Origin of the sequence: Pseudomonas laurylsulfatiphila (assembly GCF_002934665.1) — a bacterium.
Classification (GTDB): domain Bacteria; phylum Pseudomonadota; class Gammaproteobacteria; order Pseudomonadales; family Pseudomonadaceae; genus Aquipseudomonas; species Aquipseudomonas laurylsulfatiphila.
This window is the reverse complement of sequence record NZ_NIRS01000010.1, coordinates 138,178-155,522: the sequence shown is the minus strand read 5'-3', so window position 1 is coordinate 155,522 and position 17,345 is coordinate 138,178. Positions and strand designations below refer to the sequence as shown.

The window sequence follows — 17,345 nt, the reverse complement described above, 5'->3', positions numbered from 1 at the left end:
CGAGCTTTCCATGCCTGACCTGCTAGACCGCTACCCGCTGACGGCGGGCACCTATCACGAACTGCTCGACGCCAGTGGCGCCGTGCGCCCGCACTGGCGCCGGCTGTTCGAGCAGTTGCAACGCAGCACGCCGGCACAACTGGTGCAGCGTCAGGCCCTGTTGACCCGGCAGATCCAGGAAAACGGCGTTACCTATAACGTCTATGCCGACCCCAAGGGCGCTGACCGGCCGTGGGAGCTGGACCTGCTACCCCACGTCATCGCGGCTGATGATTGGCAGCAGTTGTCGGCCGGAGTCGCGCAGCGGGCGCGTTTGCTCAATGCCGTGCTGGCTGACCTTTACGGTCCGCAACGGCTGATTGCCGAGGGGCTGCTGCCCGCCGAGCTGGTGTTCGGTCACAACAATTTCCTTTGGCCCTGTCAGGGCATCAGCCCGCCTGACGGGGCCTTTCTGCATCTGTATGCCGTGGATCTGGCGCGCACACCCGATGGCCGCTGGTGGGTCACGGCGGACCGTACCCAGGCGCCTTCGGGTGCCGGGTATGCGCTGGAAAACCGCACCATCGTGTCCCGGGCCTTTCCCGAGCTGTACCGCGATATGAAAGTGCAGCACTTGGCCGGGTTCTTCCGCACCTTGCAGGAAACCCTGGTCCGTCAGGCCCCGAGTGACGGGGATGCGCCTTTGGTGGTGCTGCTGACACCAGGACGTTTCAACGAAAGCTATTTCGAACATCTGTACCTGGCTCGACAGCTCGGTTATCCGCTGGTGGAGGGCGGTGACCTGACGGTGCGCGATGCCACTGTCTACCTGAAGACCCTGAGTGGGCTGCGGCGGGTGCACGCGATCATGCGTCGGCTCGACGATGACTTCTGCGACCCGCTGGAACTGCGCACTGATTCGGCCCTCGGCGTGCCGGGCCTGCTGGAAGCGGTGCGGCAGGGGCGTGTGCTGGTAGCCAACGCGCTCGGCAGTGGTGTGCTGGAGTCGCCAGGTTTGTTGGGTTTCCTGCCGAAGATCAATCAATTCCTGTTCGGCGAAGAATTGATCCTGCCGTCCATCGCCACCTGGTGGTGCGGTGAAGCGCCGGTATTGGCCCAGGCCCTGGAAAAACTGCCGGAACTGCTGATCAAACCGGCATTTCCGTCCCAGAGCTTTGCACCGGTATTTGGCCGCGACTTGAGTGAAAAACAGCGCCAGGAGCTCGCCGAGCGCATGCAAGCGCGTCCTTATGCCTATGTGGCGCAAGAACTTGCGCAATTGTCCCAGGCACCGATCTGGCAAGCCGAAGACGGTCAACTGCAACCCCGGGCCATCGGCATGCGCGTGTACGCGGTGGCCAGCCGCGAGGGATATCGGGTGTTGCCCGGTGGCTTGACCCGGGTCGCCGCGCAAGCCGATGCCGAAGTGGTGTCGATGCAGCGCGGCGGCGCCAGCAAGGACACCTGGGTCCTGGGCGATCGTGCGCCCAGCGGCGAACAATGGAAGGCCCAGCGCAACATCGGTGTGCATGATCTGGTGCGGCGCGATCCGTATCTGCCATCGCGGGTGGTGGAAAACCTGTTCTGGTTTGGTCGTTACTGCGAACGTTGCGACGACAGTGCCCGTTTGCTGCGCATCATGCTCGCGCGCTATGTCGACGGCGACGACCCGCAAGCCTTGCAGGCCGCAGTCGATCTCGGCGAACGGTTGATGCTGCTGCCCGATGAGGGCGAATTACCCGAACGCCTGTTGGCAGCATTACTCGGTGACGACTGGCCGTTCAGCCTGCGGTCCAACTTGCAACGCTTGCAGTGGGCCGCTTCGCAAGTGCGCGGCAAGCTCTCGCGGGAAAACTGGCAGGCGCTGGTGGAGTTGCAGCGCGAAGCCATGGAGCTGGAAACCGAAGAACCGGACTTCGGCGAGTTGCTGGATTTCCTCAACCGTCTGGTGATGTCCCTCGCGGCGCTGTCCGGTTTTGCCCTGGACGACATGACCCGGGATGAAGGCTGGCGTTTCCTGATGATTGGCCGGCGGATCGAGCGCCTGCAATTTCTCAGCGGCAGCCTGGCGGCGTTCCTGCGAGGCACCGGGGTCTTCGATCAGGCCGGGCTGGAATGGTTACTGGAACTGGGCAACAGCAGCATCACCTACCGGTCGCGCTATCTGGCGGTCGCGCAACTGGTCCCGGTGCTCGACCTGTTGTTGCTCGACGAGCAGAACCCTCACGCCGTGTTGTTCCAGTTGAAACTGGTGACGCGCACCCTCAAGCGTCTCAACGACGACTTTGGCGTACCGCGTGAAACTGTACTGCCGCAATTGGTCGAGCGTCTGGCGCGATTCGATCTGGGGTGCCTGGAAAACCCTCTGTTCGGCGACGCCAGTGTTCGCGCCGCCATCGAAGGGCTGGCGGCACTGTTGCAGGAGATCGCCGATGCCAGCGGGCAAGTTTCCGATCGCCTGGCGCTACGGCATTTTGCCCATGTCGACGATGTCAGCCAGCGCACGGTGTCCGTCTGATGAGCGCCCGCTACCAGATTTTCCACGACACCCATTATCACTACGACAGCCCGGTGTCCCTGGCCCAGCAACTGGCGCATTTGTGGCCGCGGCCTTGTGCCTGGCAGCGCTGCACCGACCGGCAATTGCAGATCAGTCCGCAGCCGAACTCACGTCGCGATGAGCTGGACGTATTCGGCAATCCGCTGACCCGGCTGGCGTTCGAGCGTCCCCACGATGAGTTGCTGGTCAACGCCAGTCTCACCATCGAAGTGTTGTCCCGACCTGTGCCGGACTTCAGCCGGTCTCCGGCGTGGGAACATACGCGAAGCGCGCTGACCTACAGCAGCCAACCGTTGTCGCCAGAATTGCTCGAAGCCTGCCGATACCGGTTTGAATCGCCGTATGTGCATTTGAAGAGAAACTTCGTCGAGTTCTCGCAAAGCTGTTTTCCACCCGGTCGACCGTTGTTGCTCGGCGTGCAGGCGCTGATGGAGAAAATCTTCAGCGAATTCACCTTCGATGCTGAAGCTACCCAGGTGGCGACGCCATTGGTGGAAGTGCTGGAGCGCCGACGTGGGGTCTGTCAGGACTTTGCTCACCTGATGCTCGCTTGCGTACGCTCCCGTGGATTGGCCGCGCGCTACATCAGCGGCTACCTGCTGACCCAGCCACCGCCGGGCCAGCCACGGCTGATCGGTGCCGATGCGTCCCACGCCTGGGTATCGGTGTTTTGCCCGGTGCTGGGGTGGGTGGATTTCGATCCGACCAACAATGTGCAGCCGGCACTGGAGCACATCACCCTGGCCTGGGGCCGGGATTTTTCCGATGTGTCGCCGTTGCGGGGCGTAATCCTGGGAGGAGGGAACCACGACCCGGAAGTTCGGGTCACCGTGATGCCACTGGAATAGCCCCCCCCGATCCTTGTAGGAGCTGCCGCAGGCTGCGATCTTTTGATCTTGTTTTTTTAAAAATCAAAGTCAAAAGATCGCAGCCTGCGGCAGCTCCTACAAGGGGGGAATGTATAGCGATTCTGGAGAGGGGTATTTCAGATCGGCCTGTGAGGATCGGCAGCCAAGCTGCCAATCCATTACACAGATCCGGTGGGCCAGATCAGATCAACCGGCCCGGAGGTTCTCAGGCGTCGGGCGCCGAGTCTTTCGGTGCATCAACATCGTCTTCTGCCGCCACTTCACCCTCAGGGTTCAGTGCCGCTTCTTCAGCTGTAGCTTTCTTGCGCTGAAGCTTTTCCTCTTTCTTCTGCTCCTTGGCCAAGTCTCTCTGACGTTTGGCGAAGGAATAATTAGGTTTAGCCATGGGCGATCCTCTGGGGTCGAAGGTGAGGTTGAGCGGCGCATATTCTGCCCTGTATCGGTGCCGAGCCGTTAGCTGGGTTTTTGCTCGGCCCACTTTGGCGCTACGGACGGTTGCCAGGCATCCAGAGCATCGAGCAGGTTTTGCGGCGATTCGCTCACCTGCAGCATGTCACGGTGCTGCCCGCGAACGAAGCCTTCGCCGACGATGTGATCAAGAAAAGACGTCAATTTGCTGTAGAAACCGTTCACTTCCAGCAATCCCAGCGGTTTTCCGTGGTAGCCGAGTTGGCCCCAGGTCCAGACTTCGAACAGTTCTTCGAGGGTGCCAAGGCCACCGGGCAGCGCGATAAAGGCATCGCTGAGTTCGGCCATCCGGGCCTTGCGCGCGTGCATGCCATCGACAACTTCCAGGCGGGTCAGGCCGCTGTGGCCGATCTCCTTGTCCTTGAGGCTTTGCGGGATGATGCCGATCACTTCACCGCCGGCCGCCAGGGCCGCATCGGCGACGATTCCCATCAGGCCCACGGCACCACCGCCATACACCAGGGTCAGCTTGCGTTCGGCCAGAGCCCGGCCAAGGGCCACGGCTGCTTCGCGGTAAGCCGGGTGGGTGCCGGTGCTGGCGCCACAAAATACACAAACGGATGTTAAAGACATGCCTTGCTCCATGGTCGATCAGGGCCACAGAGTAAAGGCAGGCGCGCGACACTCCAAGGGCTAGACTTGGTGTTTTGGCGTTTCGTACGTACCGCTGGCGCCGCAGGCGTAGGCGGCCAGCAAACTGCACAACAGGCTGTTGATCGACATGACAGGCATTCCATTTGAAGGGGGACGGCCTGATGATAGGCCCGGGCCAGACACTTGGCCGGTAGATATTTCGTATCGGTGCCATAGCGCGAAAGTTGTATACAATTTTTGATTCAAGTCATATGAACTTGCGAAGTTTTCAGGCAGTCTTCTGTTTATTCGCGATTTCGCTAACCCTGCCTTGGAGATTCACCATGTTTGCCAAACTTGTTGCGGTATCCCTGTTGACACTGGCCAGCAGCCAATTGATGGCTGCCGAGTGCAAAGTCACTGTCGACTCCACCGACCAGATGTCTTTCGACACGAAGGCCATTGAAATCGACAAGAGCTGCAAGACGTTTACCGTGGAACTCAAGCACTCCGGCAGCTTGCCGAAGAACGTCATGGGCCATAACTGGGTGCTGAGTAAAGAAGCCGACATGCAGCCGATCGCCACCGATGGCCTGAGCGCCGGCATCGACAAGAACTATCTGAAAGAAGGCGACGCCCGTGTGATCGCCCACACCAAGATCATCGGCGCTGGCGAGACAGACTCGGTGACCTTCGATGTGTCGAAGCTCGATGCGGCGGAAAAATACGGTTTCTTCTGCTCGTTCCCGGGCCACATCTCGATGATGAAAGGCACCGTGACCCTGAAGTAATCAGGTAAACCGCGTCATTGTTCTTCGCGAGCAGGCTCGCTCCCACATTTAGGCCGCGATCAAATGTGGGAGCGAGCCTACTCGCGAATGGGCCATCTGCATCAATAAATGTGCTGGCCAAAGAAAAGCCCGCTGAGGATCACTCTTCAGCGGGCTTTTTCATTCACTCACGCCTCAAGGCGCAAACGGCATCACACGCTTGTGATGGGTCTTGTTGTAGGTATCAACAATGATCTTGAACGCTTCCTCACGCACCGGATGGCCGTGCAGGAACGCGTCGATCTCGGCGTAGGTCACGCCGTGGGAGGCTTCGTCCGGTTTGCCGGGCGAAAGGTCTTCCAGGTCGGCCGTCGGGACTTTTTCCACCAGCGATTCCGGCGCGCCGAAGCTGCGGGCGATGGCGCGGACCTGGTTTTTCACCAGGCCGCTCAGTGGCGCCAGGTCGCAGGCGCCGTCACCGAACTTGGTGAAGAACCCCATCACCGCTTCCGCCGCGTGATCGGTGCCGATCACCAGGCCATGGGCCGCGCCGGCGATGGTGTACTGGGCGACCATGCGCATGCGCGCCTTGGTGTTGCCGAGCACGAAGTCCACCGACACCGCATGTTTGCCTTCGAAGGCCGCCACTTCATTGGCCAGGGATTTGACCGCCGGGCCGATGTTCACGGTGTGGCGCTCGTCCGGCTTGATGAAATCCACCGAAGCCTGGGCGTCGTGTTCATCGAACTGGGTTTCGTAGGGCAGGCGCACGGCAATGAATTTGTACGCGGCATCACCGCTGCGCTGGCGCAGTTCACGCACGGCTCGTTGGGCCAGCAGGCCGGCGGTCAGGGAGTCGACACCGCCACTGATGCCCAGGACCAGGGTCTTGAGCCCGGAGTTGACCAGGCAGTCCTGAATGAAGGTCACCCGCCGGGCGACTTCGGCCTCAAGGGCGGCTTCGTCGGCGAATGGCGGCTGGACCTTGAGCTGTTCAGCAATCTCACGCTGTACGGCTTGCATGAATTCACTCCTTGCTTGATGGACTTGAAAGGGCGGCAGGTACTTGGAAAACGTGTCGCAAGTACGCGACGAAATTCGGGTCTTTGCAGTGCGTCTTGCCGGGCTCGTCGGAGATTTTTGCCACCGGCTGGCCGTTGCAGGCGGCCATTTTAAGCACGATGCTCATCGGTTCGACACCCGGAATGTCACAGGTCAGGTTGGTGCCGATGCCGAAGCTGACATTGATCCGACCGCGCAGCGCTCGGAATATCTCCAGGGCCCTGGGCAGGGTCAGGCTGTCGGAGAAGGTCAGCGTCTTGCTCATCGGGTCGATGCCGAGCTTGTGATAGTGGGCAATGGCTTTTTCCGCCCAGACCACCGGATCGCCCGAGTCGTGGCGCAAACCGTCGAAAAGCTTGGCGAAAAACAGATCGAAATCGCCGAGGAAGGCATCCATGGTGATGCAGTCGGTCAGGGCAATCCCCAGCAGGCCACGGTATTCGCGGACCCAGCAATCGAGTGCGGCGATCTGGCTGTCGATCAGCCGCGGGCCGAGCTGCTGGTGGGCCATGATCCATTCGTGGGCCATGGTGCCCAGCGGTTTCATTTCCAGCTCCCGGGACAGGTGCACGTTGCTGGTGCCGACAAAGCGTCCGGGGAAGTCGTGCTTGAGCACATTCACCACTTCTTCCTGAACGCGATACGAGAAGCGGCGGCGCGTGCCGAAGTCGGCCACCTGCAACTCGGACAATTCATCGCTGCTGGCGTTGGCGCTCAGCCAGTCGAACTTGCGGTAGAGCTGCTCGCGGGCCTGCTCCAGCACGACTTCGCGGTAGCGATAGCGATTGCGTACCTCGCTGACCAGCGCCAGCAGCGGCACTTCGAACAGGATCACATGCAGCCAGGGGCCGCGCAGGCGGATGACCAGCTCACCATTTTCGATACCGGTGTGGAGGTAGCGCAGGTTGAAGCGAAACAAGCCGAGAAAGCGCAGGAAATCCGGCTTCAGGAAGCTGATGCGTTCCAGAAAGCTCAATTGATCGGCGCTCAGGCTCAGTTCGGCCAGGCGCTCGATCTGGAAACGGATCTCCGCCAGGTACGGGCGCAAATCCTCGCCGTTACGGCAACGAAACTCCCATTCGACTTCGACGTTGGGGTAGTTGTGCAGCACCGCCTGCATCATCGTCAGTTTGTAGAAGTCGGTGTCGAGCAGGTTCTGCACGATGCGATCGGCAAACACACTCTCGCTCATAACGGGAATCTCCAGCGTTGCAGCGGTATTGATCAATGGCGCTAGTGGCGCATATCACGGACAAGGATTACCAGCATTTTTTAGACTAAGGCAGGCCCTTGTAGGAGCTGGCTTGCCAGCGAAGGCGGACTTTCAGTCAACATTGTTTTTGAATGTGCCGGCCTCTTCGCTGGCAAGCCAGCTCCTACAAGGCGATGGCGCCCATCAGGTCGCCTCCGGGCTATCAACCTGCTCCAGCATCCACTTCACAAAGTCCCGCACCTTGGGTACTTCCGCCGAGTGCTCCGGGTATGCAAGGTAATAGGCATCGCTGCTGGGCATTGCATGCTGCCAGGGAATGACCAGCTTGCCATCGGCCAGTTCCTCTTCCACCAGAAAGCGCGGTAGCAGCGCCACGCCGCAGCCAACCTGGGCGGCACGGATGCACATATAAAAGGTTTCGAAACGCGGGCCGTGGTAGCTGTGCTCGGTGTGGTAGCCCTGGTGGTCGAACCAGTCATGCCAGGCCTGGGGCCGGGAGGCGTTTTGCAGCAGGACCAGGTCGGTCAGTTGCGTCGGGTCGGTGAACGGCGTGTCCGGCAGGCTACCCGGGGCGCACACCGGCACCAACTCTTCGCCGAACAGCTTCAGGCATTCGGTGCCGGGCCGCGAGCCCTGGCCGAAGTAGAACGCCAGGTCACTGCGACCTTGCAGCAGGTCGTCGGCTTCCTGTTCGCTGCACAGGTCCAGATGGATCGACGGGTGCCGCAGACGCCAGCCTTTCAGGCGCGGTACCAGCCAGCGCGCGCCGAAGGTGGGCGGCGTCGAAACCCGCAGGACTTCGGTTTCGCCACCGTAGGAACGCAGGTAATGGGTCGACATCTCGACCTGAGTGAGGATTTTTCGCACCTCAACCAGGTACAGATCGCCGGCCGGCGTCATCTGCAGGCGACGGCGCACCCGACGGAACAGCAGGTGCTGCAACAGCTCCTCGAGTTGTGCGACCTGTTTGCTCACGGCGCTCTGGGTCAGGTTCAGCTCTTCGGCAGCCCGGGTGAAGCTCAAGTGCCGGGTGACGGCTTCGAAGCACTGCAACGCAGCGATCGATGGCAGGTAGCGTTTATTCAGCATGGGCGGTCCTTGGTTCTTGTTTCTTATTGCCAGCAATGCACTGCATGAATAAACGGAATGATATCTCTCTTAAAGGTCGTTTGTTGAGTAACCTCCGGGCAGCTAAAACTACAGCTCTGATCAGCCGTGATTTTCCGGCTGCACGTGTTCTGTCTTTTGCTTGAGGAGTGACCCATGGTTGCCGCATTGCTTGATCGTCTAGGTGTGAACCCGGCCCTGTACCAGAACGGCAAAGTGCCGGTGCATTCGCCGGTCGATGGTAGCAGGATCGCCGCCGTGAACTGGGAAGGCGCGGCTGAGGTCGAGCAGCACATCAGTCGCGCAGATCATGCGTTCGAACTGTGGCGCAAGGTTCCGGCACCGCGCCGTGGTGAGTTGGTGCGTCAATTCGGTGAAGTGCTGCGCGAATACAAGGCCGACCTCGGCGAGTTGGTGTCCTGGGAAGCCGGCAAGATCACTCAGGAAGGCCTGGGTGAAGTTCAGGAAATGATCGATATCTGCGACTTCGCCGTCGGCCTGTCGCGTCAACTGTACGGTTTGACCATCGCTTCCGAGCGCCCTGGCCACCACATGCGTGAAACCTGGCACCCGCTGGGCGTTGTCGGGGTGATCAGTGCGTTCAACTTCCCGGTCGCGGTCTGGGCCTGGAACACCACGCTGGCACTGGTGTGCGGCAACCCTGTGGTGTGGAAGCCCTCGGAAAAGACCCCGCTCACCGCGCTGGCTTGCCAGGCGCTGTTCGACCGCGTCGTGAAGAACTTCAGCGATGCGCCTGCGAATTTGTGCCAGGTAGTGATCGGTGGTCGCGATGCAGGTGAGGCACTGGTGGACGATCCACGTGTAGCCCTGATCAGCGCCACCGGCAGCACCCGCATGGGCCGCGAAGTGGCACCGAAAGTGGCCGCGCGCTTTGCCCGCAGCATTCTCGAACTGGGCGGTAACAACGCCATGATCCTCGGCCCGAGCGCCGACCTGGACATGGCCGTTCGCGCGATCCTGTTCAGCGCCGTCGGTACCGCCGGTCAGCGCTGCACCACCCTGCGTCGACTGATCGCTCATGAATCGGTGAAAGAAGAAATCGTCACCCGCCTGAAAGCCGCGTACTCGAAAGTGCGTATCGGCCACCCGCTGGAAGGCAACTTGGTCGGCCCGCTGATCGACAAGCAAAGCTTCGAAAATATGCAGGATTCGCTGGAGCAGGCCTTGAGCGAAGGCGGCAAAGTCTTCGGCGGCAAGCGTCAGTTGGAAGACCAGTTCCCGAACGCTTACTACGTGTCGCCGGCCATCGTCGAAATGCCGGAGCAGAGCGATGTGGTCTGCCACGAAACATTCGCCCCGATCCTGTATGTGGTCGGCTACACCGACTTCCAGGAAGCGCTGCGCCTGAACAACGCCGTGCCACAAGGCCTGTCCTCGTGCATCTTCACCACCGACGTGCGTGAAGCCGAGCAGTTCATGTCGGCGGTGGGCAGCGACTGCGGCATCGCCAACGTCAACATCGGCCCGAGCGGCGCGGAAATCGGTGGCGCGTTTGGTGGCGAGAAAGAAACCGGCGGTGGTCGTGAATCCGGCTCCGATGCATGGCGCGGCTACATGCGCCGCCAGACCAACACCGTGAACTATTCACTGGAGTTGCCGTTGGCGCAGGGCATCACGTTCGATTAATTGTAGGAGCGAGCTTGCTCGCGATGATCGTCAACGATAACGCGGGCTTGCTGTTTAAACGCGTTGCCATGACGTTTTTCGCGAGCAAGCTCGCTCCTACAGTGATTTGTGTGTTGGTTAGGTTTCTGTTGGAGTCTGGCAATGCCGTTACGCGAAGAGTGTCTGTGGGAAAAACTGACGCCGCAGAGGCCGGACAATTCGGCCCTCAAGGGTGAGGTCACGGTGGATGTCTGCGTCATCGGCGCCGGGTTTACCGGTTTGTCGGCGGCGGTGCATCTGCTGGAGCAAGGCAAGACCGTTTGTGTGCTGGAGGCCCATCGCGCCGGCCATGGTGGCTCGGGGCGCAATGTCGGGCTGGTCAATGCCGGGATGTGGATTCCCCCGGACGAGATCGAAGCCGGGTTCGGCACTGAGGTCGGCAGCCAGCTCAACCGCATGCTGGGCGCGGCGCCATCCCTGGTGTTCAGCCTTGTCGACAAATACAACATCGATTGCCAGTTGCGCCGCGAAGGCACGCTGCACATGGCGCACAACGCCCGTGGCGAAGCCGACCTGCGCAGCCGTGAAGAACAATGGAAGCGCCGTGGGGCGCCGGTAGAGCTGCTCACCGGTCAGGCCTGCGAGCAAGCCACCGGCACCAAAAAAATCGCCGCTGCGCTGCTTGATCGCCGCGCTGGCACGCTCAACCCGATGGCCTACACCACCGGGCTGGCCAAGGCGGCCATCGGCCTGGGCGGTCAATTGTTCGATCATTCCCCGGTCACCCGGCTCGAACGCCAGGGCCAGCGCTGGTCGGTGCAAACCGCCCAGGGTTCGGTGATGGCCGAGAAGGTGGTGATTGCCTCCAATGCCTACACCGAAGGCGACTGGACGGAACTGCGGCGCAATTTCTTCCCCGGTTATTACTATCAGGTGGCCTCGGTGCCGCTGACCGAAGAAGCCGCCCGGCAAATTCTGCCCGGTGGCCAGGGTTCCTGGGACACCCGACAGGTGCTCAGCAGTATCCGTCGGGATAAAGACGGTCGCCTGTTGCTTGGCAGCCTGGGTAATGGCAATCAGAAGCCGACCTGGTTCCTCAAGGCCTGGGCCGACCGGGTGCAGCAGCACTATTTCCCGTACCTCAAGCCGGTGGAATGGGAGTGCACCTGGACCGGTCGCATTGCCTTCACCCCCGATCATTTGATGCGCCTGTTCGAGCCAGCGCCCGGTTTGGTGGCAGTCACCGGTTACAACGGGCGGGGCGTGACCACGGGAACGGTGGTCGGCAAGGCCTTTGCCGATTACCTGTGTAACGGAAATCCTCAAGCGCTACCGATTCCTTTCGCGCCCATGCAGCCATTGGCCGGGGTGGGGTTGCGCAGCTGTCTGTACGAGGCGGGATTCTCGCTGTATCACGCAGGCCAGTGCTTGCGGATCGTGATCTGAATGTTGATTTTTGCAGTGGGGAAGCGGCGCTTTTTCGATCTGCAGCTAGCCTGTAGTGGTGCGGGTTGTAGCAGTCTCGCACCAGCAGTGTGCACTTCGGTGACGCACGTTGTTACAGGCTGGTTGCACGTCGTTTAAAGCTGCGGTTGCAATGATGGCGCAGGCGGGTTGCGCCTCAAAAAAATAATGGTTTTACCTTCCGCGGTTTAGACGGTTGCACGCCCAATGAAAATGGGCCCGAAACAGTCGAAATAACAAGAAAGCAGCGACTTTTTTCAGAATAAAAAACCGATGGCACGGCCCTTGCTCTGAGCATTCAGTGAAGTCGCAGTGCCAATTAAAAAAAACCATGGAGCACCACCTCATGTCCCAGACGTTTTACAAGAAAGGCTTTCTGGCCCTCGCAGTAGCAACTGCGCTGGGTGTTTCTGCGTTTGCTCAGGCTGACATCAAGATCGGCGTAGCGGGACCAATGACAGGCGCCAACGCGGCATTTGGCGAACAGTACATGAAGGGTGCGCAAGCGGCGGCCGATGCGGTCAACGCGTCGGGCGGGGTCAACGGGGAAAAAATCGTATTGGTCAAGGGCGATGACGCCTGTGAACCGAAACAGGCTGTGACGGTCGCCAAGGACCTGACCAACCAGAAAGTCGCCGGCGTGGTCGGTCACTTCTGCTCCTCGTCGACCATCCCGGCCTCCGAGATCTACGACGAAGCAGGCATCATCGCCATCACTCCTGGCTCCACCAACCCGGCTGTGACCGAGCGCGGCCTGAGCGCCATGTTCCGTATGTGCGGGCGTGACGACCAGCAAGGCATCGTGGCCGGCGACTACATCGTCGACGTGCTCAAGGGCAAGAAAGTGGTCGTGCTGCACGACAAGGACACCTACGGTCAGGGCCTGGCGGATGCCACCAAGGCTCAGCTTGAGAAGCGTGGCGTGAAGCCTGTGCTGTATGAAGGCCTGACCCGTGGCGAGAAAGACTTCAGCACCATCGTGACCAAGATCCGCGGCGCTGGCGCTGACGTCGTCTACTTCGGTGGCCTGCACCCGGAAGCTGGTCCTCTGGTGCGTCAACTGCGTGAACAAGGCCTGAAAGACGTCAAGTTCATGTCCGACGACGGCATCGTGACCGACGAACTGGTGACCACCGCAGGCGGTCCGCAATTCGTTGACGGCGTGCTGATGACCTTCGGCGCCGACCCACGCCTGCTGCCAGACAGCAAGACCGTGGTAGACGCCTTCCGCAAGGCCGGTACCGAGCCTGAAGGCTACACCCTGTACGCCTACGCTTCGGTCCAGGCCCTGGCGGCAGCCTTCAACGGCGCCAAGTCCAACAAGGGCGAAGAAGCGGCCGCATGGCTGAAGAAGAACCCGGTCAAGACCGTCATGGGCGAGAAGACCTGGGACAGCAAGGGCGACCTGAAAGTCTCCGACTACGTGGTTTACCAGTGGGACAAGGACGGCAAATACCACCAGCTGGAAAAACAGAAGTAAGGGCTGACTCGATCGGCTGAACCCCACTGACCCCTTGTGGGAGCGGGCTTGCTCGCGAAAAACGTCAACGATAACGCGTGCTTGCTGGTTCAACGCGTTGTCCTCAGGTTCTTCGCGAGCAAGCTCGCTCCTACAAGGGGCAGTGGTGGCCAGCCTGATCGTGGGTGTCATTGCTCCGACGTATATCTGTATTTTCCTTAGAAGAACCGCACAGCCACATGTGCAGGTTCTCATTGCGTGAGATTGCGTTATGGATGGTATTTTCCTGCAGCAACTGGTCAACGGCCTGACCCTCGGGTCGGTCTATGGCCTGATCGCCATCGGCTACACAATGGTCTATGGCATCATCGGCATGATCAACTTCGCCCACGGCGAGGTTTACATGATTTCCGCTTACCTCGCGGCAATCAGTCTGGCTCTGCTGGCTTACTTCGGTATCGAATCCTTTCCGCTGCTGATGCTTGGCACACTGATCTTCACCATCGTCGTTACGGCGGTGTATGGCTGGGTCATCGAGCGTGTCGCCTACAAACCCCTGCGCAACTCCACTCGACTCGCACCGCTGATCAGTGCGATCGGTATTTCCCTGATCCTGCAAAACTACGCACAGATCTCCCAGGGCGCGAAGCAACAAGGCGTTCCGACTTTGCTCACGGGTGCCTGGCGCGTTGATATCGGTACCGGTTTCGTTCAGTTGACCTACACCAAGGTCTTCATTCTGGTCGCAGCGTTCGTCGGGATGGGCCTGCTGACCTACGTCATCAAGTACACCAAGCTCGGCCGCATGTGCCGTGCAACCCAGCAAGACCGCAAGATGGCTTCGATCCTGGGGATCAACACCGATCGGGTGATTTCCTACGTGTTCATCATCGGTGCAGCGATGGCGGCCCTGGCCGGCGTGCTGATCACCATGAACTACGGCACATTCGACTTCTATGCCGGCTTCATCATCGGGATCAAGGCGTTCACCGCCGCGGTGCTCGGCGGGATTGGCTCACTGCCCGGGGCGATGCTCGGCGGGATCATTCTCGGGATTTCCGAGTCGCTGTTTTCCGGTCTGGTGAACTCGGACTACAAAGACGTTTTCAGCTTCTCGCTGTTGGTCCTCGTTCTGGTCTTTCGGCCTCAAGGCCTGCTCGGCCGTCCTCTTGTGTCGAAGGTGTAAGCGATGTCTTCAACCACTAAAAAAACCATTGATATCAAAAAAAGTCTGGTTGACGCGATTCTTGCCGGCCTCATTGCCCTGATTGTGTTCGGGCCGATTGTCGGCGTCGTTCTCGATGGCTATGGCTTCAACCTGGAAACCACCCGGGTGGCGTGGATCGTGGCGATCGTCATGGCCGGACGTTTTGCCCTGAGCATGTTCCTGCAGACAGCCAAGGGCCTGAAAATCCTCGAAGGCTTTGAAACGACAGGCTCCGGGGTGCATGTGCTGGCGCCGGACTACAAGTCGCGGTTGCGCTGGATCATCCCGCTGATGATCGTCATCGCCGTGGCGCTGCCGTTTTTCTCCAACTCCTACCTGCTGGGCGTGGTCATCCTCGGGCTGATCTACGTACTGCTGGGGCTGGGACTGAACATCGTGGTCGGCCTGGCAGGCCTGCTCGACCTCGGTTACGTGGCGTTCTACGCCATCGGCGCCTACGGCCTGGCACTCGGTTACCAATACCTCGGGCTGGGCTTCTGGACGGTGTTGCCACTGGCGGCGATCATCGCCGGCCTGGCCGGTTGCATCCTCGGTTTCCCGGTGCTGCGCCTGCACGGTGACTACCTGGCGATCGTGACCCTGGGCTTCGGTGAAATCATCCGCCTGATCCTCAACAACTGGTTGTCGCTGACTGGCGGCCCGAACGGTATGCCGGCACCGCTGCCGACCTTCTTCGGCCTGGAGTTCGGCAAGCGAGCCAAGGACGGCGGTGTGCCGTTCCATGAGTTCTTCGGCATCGCCTACAACCCCGACGTGAAGTACTACTTCATCTACGCGGTGCTGTTCCTGGTGGTGCTGGCTGTGCTGTACATCAAGCATCGCCTGACCCGCATGCCAGTCGGCCGCGCCTGGGAAGCCCTGCGTGAAGACGAAATCGCCTGCCGCTCCATGGGCTTGAACCACGTACTGGTCAAGCTCTCGGCATTCACCATCGGTGCCTCGACGGCCGGTCTGGCCGGGGTGTTCTTCGCCACCTACCAGGGCTTCGTCAACCCGACCTCGTTCACCTTCTTCGAGTCGGCGTTGATCCTCGCCATCGTGGTACTGGGTGGCATGGGTTCGACCATAGGCGTGGTGATTGCAGCCTTCGTGCTGACCGTCGCCCCGGAACTGCTGCGTGGCTTCGCCGAGTACCGCGTGCTGCTGTTCGGCATCCTGATGGTGTTGATGATGATCTGGCGACCGCGCGGACTGATTCGGATCAGCCGTACCGGTGTGACGCCGCGTAAAGGAGTAGCGCCATGAGCGAAGTCGTACTCTCCGTAGAGAAGCTGATGATGCACTTCGGCGGCATCAAGGCGCTGAATGATGTGAGCCTGAAGGTCAAGCGCAACTCGATCTTCGCCCTGATCGGCCCCAACGGCGCCGGCAAGACCACGGTGTTCAACTGCCTGACCGGGTTCTACAAGGCCTCCGGCGGCAAGATCGAACTGAACGTGCGCGGGCAAAAAACCAACGTCATCAAGTTGCTGGGCGAATCGTTCAAACCGACCGATTTCGTTTCGCCAAAAAGCTTCATCACCCGGTTACGCTACAAGATGTTCGGCGGCACCCACCTGGTGAACCGTGCCGGCCTGGCGCGGACGTTCCAGAACATTCGCCTGTTCAAGGAAATGTCGGTGCTGGAAAACCTGCTGGTGGCCCAGCACATGTGGGTCAACCGCAACATGCTGGCCGGCATCCTCAACACCAAGGGCTATCGCAAGGCCGAAAGCGATGCGCTGGACCATGCCTTCTACTGGCTGGAAGTGGTGGACCTGGTGGATTGCGCCAACCGCCTGGCCGGTGAACTGTCCTACGGCCAGCAGCGCCGCCTGGAAATCGCCCGCGCCATGTGCACCCGTCCGCAGATCATCTGCCTCGACGAACCGGCCGCCGGCCTCAACCCTCAGGAAACCGAAGCGCTGAGCGCGATGATCCGGCTGCTGCGCGATGAGCACGATCTGACCGTGGTGCTGATCGAACACGACATGGGCATGGTAATGAGTATTTCCGACCACATCGTGGTGCTGGACCACGGCATCGTCATCGCCGAGGGTGGTCCCGACGACATCCGCCACGACCCGAAAGTGATTGCCGCGTACCTGGGCGCCGACGAAGAGGAGGTGGTATGAGCAAGCCCATCCTCGAACTCAAGGACCTGGACGTGTTCTACGGCCCGATCCAGGCCCTGAAAGGCGTCTCGCTGCACATCAACGAAGGGGAGACCGTCAGCCTGATCGGCTCCAACGGTGCCGGCAAGTCGACCCTGCTGATGTCGATCTTCGGCCAGCCACGGGCCGCCGACGGGCAGATCCTTTATCAGGGCGTGGACATTACCCACAAGTCGTCCCACTACATCGCCTCCAACGGCATCGCGCAGTCGCCGGAAGGGCGGCGGGTGTTCCCCGACATGACAGTCGAGGAGAACCTGCTGATGGGCACCATCCCCATCGGTGACAAGTACGCCAAGGAAGACATGCAACGCATGTTCGAGCTGTTCCCGCGGCTCGAAGAGCGGCGTACCCAGCGGGCGATGACCATGTCCGGTGGCGAGCAGCAGATGCTTGCCATCGCCCGCGCCCTGATGAGCCGGCCCAAGTTGTTGCTGCTGGATGAGCCGAGCCTGGGCCTGGCGCCGATCGTGGTGAAACAGATCTTCGCGACCCTGCGAGAACTGGCCAAGACCGGCATGACCATCTTCCTGGTGGAGCAGAACGCCAACCACGCCCTGCGGTTGTCGGACCGGGCGTATGTGATGGTCAACGGCGAGATCCGCATGACCGGCACCGGCAAGGAACTGCTGGTCAACGAGGATGTGCGTAACGCCTATCTCGGCGGACACTGATCCTCAACGTTCAAAAAAACGCCCTGACGCTCTCAGCGTCAGGGCGTTTTTTTATGCGCGCTGTAGGAGCTGCCGCAGGCTGCGATCTTTTGATCTTGTTTTCAAGCGCCAGGATCAAAAGATCGCAGCCTGCGGCAGCT

At 60.5% G+C, this 17,345-nt stretch carries 15 protein-coding genes; 10 read left to right on the top strand and 5 right to left on the bottom strand.

What is annotated here, in order from left to right:
• The first annotated feature begins 10 nt into the window (after positions 1–10).
• Together CD175_RS30310 and CD175_RS30305 are read left to right on the top strand one after the other, a co-directional pair.
• On the top strand, positions 11–2,497 hold the full coding sequence (locus tag CD175_RS30310; protein ID WP_104451553.1) for a circularly permuted type 2 ATP-grasp protein: 2,487 nt from the start codon (positions 11–13) through the stop codon (positions 2,495–2,497).
• Positions 2,497–3,387: a transglutaminase family protein gene (locus tag CD175_RS30305; RefSeq protein ID WP_104451552.1), complete on the top strand. Its 891-nt coding sequence runs from the start codon at positions 2,497–2,499 to the stop codon at positions 3,385–3,387. The genes CD175_RS30310 and CD175_RS30305 overlap by 1 nt, the downstream gene beginning before the upstream one ends.
• A 226-nt stretch (positions 3,388–3,613) precedes the next feature.
• Here the strand turns inward: CD175_RS30305 and CD175_RS30300 are convergent, their stop codons facing one another.
• The gene (locus tag CD175_RS30300) at positions 3,614–3,793 is read right to left on the bottom strand and encodes a hypothetical protein (protein ID WP_007973286.1); all 180 of its coding nucleotides are present in this window, start codon (positions 3,791–3,793) and stop codon (positions 3,614–3,616) included.
• 68 nt (positions 3,794–3,861) lie between these two features.
• Positions 3,862–4,449 carry a cytokinin riboside 5'-monophosphate phosphoribohydrolase gene (locus CD175_RS30295; protein ID WP_007973290.1) on the bottom strand — a complete coding sequence of 196 codons (588 nt, stop codon included), beginning with the start codon at positions 4,447–4,449 and terminating at the stop codon, positions 3,862–3,864.
• Positions 4,450–4,793: 344 nt separating this feature from the next.
• Here CD175_RS30295 and azu point away from each other — a divergent pair, with 344 nt between their 5' ends.
• A complete protein-coding gene (gene azu, locus CD175_RS30290) occupies positions 4,794–5,240 on the top strand; it encodes an azurin (RefSeq protein WP_104451551.1) in 447 nt (148 codons plus the stop codon).
• A gap of 174 nt (positions 5,241–5,414) precedes the next feature.
• On the opposite strand, the gene nadE is transcribed toward azu, so the two are convergent.
• The 3 genes from nadE to CD175_RS30275 form a co-directional block, all read right to left on the bottom strand.
• The gene (gene nadE, locus CD175_RS30285; RefSeq protein ID WP_104451550.1) at positions 5,415–6,242 is read right to left on the bottom strand and encodes an NAD(+) synthase; all 828 of its coding nucleotides are present in this window, start codon (positions 6,240–6,242) and stop codon (positions 5,415–5,417) included.
• Positions 6,243–6,246: 4 nt separating this feature from the next.
• A complete protein-coding gene (gene pncB, locus CD175_RS30280) occupies positions 6,247–7,473 on the bottom strand; it encodes a nicotinate phosphoribosyltransferase (RefSeq protein ID WP_104451549.1) in 1,227 nt (408 codons plus the stop codon).
• Between the two features lie 204 nt (positions 7,474–7,677).
• Positions 7,678–8,583 carry a LysR family transcriptional regulator gene (locus CD175_RS30275; protein WP_104451548.1) on the bottom strand — a complete coding sequence of 302 codons (906 nt, stop codon included), beginning with the start codon at positions 8,581–8,583 and terminating at the stop codon, positions 7,678–7,680.
• Between the two features lie 174 nt (positions 8,584–8,757).
• Here CD175_RS30275 and amaB point away from each other — a divergent pair, with 174 nt between their 5' ends.
• The 7 genes from amaB (at position 8,758) to CD175_RS30235 (ending at position 17,205) form a co-directional block, all read left to right on the top strand.
• Complete coding sequence (gene amaB / locus CD175_RS30270; RefSeq protein ID WP_104451547.1) at positions 8,758–10,248, top strand: L-piperidine-6-carboxylate dehydrogenase; 1,491 nt, start codon at positions 8,758–8,760, stop codon at positions 10,246–10,248.
• Positions 10,249–10,389: 141 nt separating this feature from the next.
• Positions 10,390–11,673, top strand: coding sequence for an L-pipecolate oxidase (gene amaA, locus CD175_RS30260; protein ID WP_015093244.1), 1,284 nt, complete (start codon positions 10,390–10,392; stop codon positions 11,671–11,673).
• A 364-nt stretch (positions 11,674–12,037) separates the two neighbouring features.
• Complete coding sequence (locus CD175_RS30255) at positions 12,038–13,171, top strand: ABC transporter substrate-binding protein (protein WP_007979707.1); 1,134 nt, start codon at positions 12,038–12,040, stop codon at positions 13,169–13,171.
• A gap of 250 nt (positions 13,172–13,421) precedes the next feature.
• The gene (locus tag CD175_RS30250) at positions 13,422–14,336 is read left to right on the top strand and encodes an ABC transporter permease subunit (protein ID WP_104451545.1); all 915 of its coding nucleotides are present in this window, start codon (positions 13,422–13,424) and stop codon (positions 14,334–14,336) included.
• Between the two features lie 3 nt (positions 14,337–14,339).
• Positions 14,340–15,623: a high-affinity branched-chain amino acid ABC transporter permease LivM gene (livM, locus tag CD175_RS30245; protein ID WP_104451544.1), complete on the top strand. Its 1,284-nt coding sequence runs from the start codon at positions 14,340–14,342 to the stop codon at positions 15,621–15,623.
• Positions 15,620–16,492, top strand: coding sequence for an ABC transporter ATP-binding protein (locus tag CD175_RS30240; RefSeq protein WP_104451543.1), 873 nt, complete (start codon positions 15,620–15,622; stop codon positions 16,490–16,492). Before livM ends, CD175_RS30240 begins: the two co-directional genes overlap by 4 nt.
• Complete coding sequence (locus CD175_RS30235; protein WP_007979701.1) at positions 16,489–17,205, top strand: ABC transporter ATP-binding protein; 717 nt, start codon at positions 16,489–16,491, stop codon at positions 17,203–17,205. The genes CD175_RS30240 and CD175_RS30235 overlap by 4 nt, the downstream gene beginning before the upstream one ends.
• The last annotated feature ends 140 nt before the right edge of the window (positions 17,206–17,345 follow it).

What these genes read in the sequence shown, in the direction of transcription:
- CD175_RS30235 (WP_007979701.1), top strand. Translation starts at nt 16,489, where the DNA reads ATGAGCAAGCCCATCCTCGAACTCAAGGACCTGGACGTGTTCTACGGC.
- CD175_RS30255 (WP_007979707.1), top strand. Translation starts at nt 12,038, where the DNA reads ATGTCCCAGACGTTTTACAAGAAAGGCTTTCTGGCCCTCGCAGTAGCA.
- CD175_RS30275 (WP_104451548.1), bottom strand. Translation starts at nt 8,583, where the DNA reads ATGCTGAATAAACGCTACCTGCCATCGATCGCTGCGTTGCAGTGCTTC.
- CD175_RS30295 (WP_007973290.1), bottom strand. Translation starts at nt 4,449, where the DNA reads ATGTCTTTAACATCCGTTTGTGTATTTTGTGGCGCCAGCACCGGCACC.
- CD175_RS30305 (WP_104451552.1), top strand. Translation starts at nt 2,497, where the DNA reads ATGAGCGCCCGCTACCAGATTTTCCACGACACCCATTATCACTACGAC.
- amaA (WP_015093244.1), top strand. Translation starts at nt 10,390, where the DNA reads ATGCCGTTACGCGAAGAGTGTCTGTGGGAAAAACTGACGCCGCAGAGG.
- livM (WP_104451544.1), top strand. Translation starts at nt 14,340, where the DNA reads ATGTCTTCAACCACTAAAAAAACCATTGATATCAAAAAAAGTCTGGTT.
- azu (WP_104451551.1), top strand. Translation starts at nt 4,794, where the DNA reads ATGTTTGCCAAACTTGTTGCGGTATCCCTGTTGACACTGGCCAGCAGC.
- CD175_RS30310 (WP_104451553.1), top strand. Translation starts at nt 11, where the DNA reads ATGCCTGACCTGCTAGACCGCTACCCGCTGACGGCGGGCACCTATCAC.
- CD175_RS30250 (WP_104451545.1), top strand. Translation starts at nt 13,422, where the DNA reads ATGGATGGTATTTTCCTGCAGCAACTGGTCAACGGCCTGACCCTCGGG.
- CD175_RS30240 (WP_104451543.1), top strand. Translation starts at nt 15,620, where the DNA reads ATGAGCGAAGTCGTACTCTCCGTAGAGAAGCTGATGATGCACTTCGGC.
- amaB (WP_104451547.1), top strand. Translation starts at nt 8,758, where the DNA reads ATGGTTGCCGCATTGCTTGATCGTCTAGGTGTGAACCCGGCCCTGTAC.
- nadE (WP_104451550.1), bottom strand. Translation starts at nt 6,242, where the DNA reads ATGCAAGCCGTACAGCGTGAGATTGCTGAACAGCTCAAGGTCCAGCCG.
- pncB (WP_104451549.1), bottom strand. Translation starts at nt 7,473, where the DNA reads ATGAGCGAGAGTGTGTTTGCCGATCGCATCGTGCAGAACCTGCTCGAC.
- CD175_RS30300 (WP_007973286.1), bottom strand. Translation starts at nt 3,793, where the DNA reads ATGGCTAAACCTAATTATTCCTTCGCCAAACGTCAGAGAGACTTGGCC.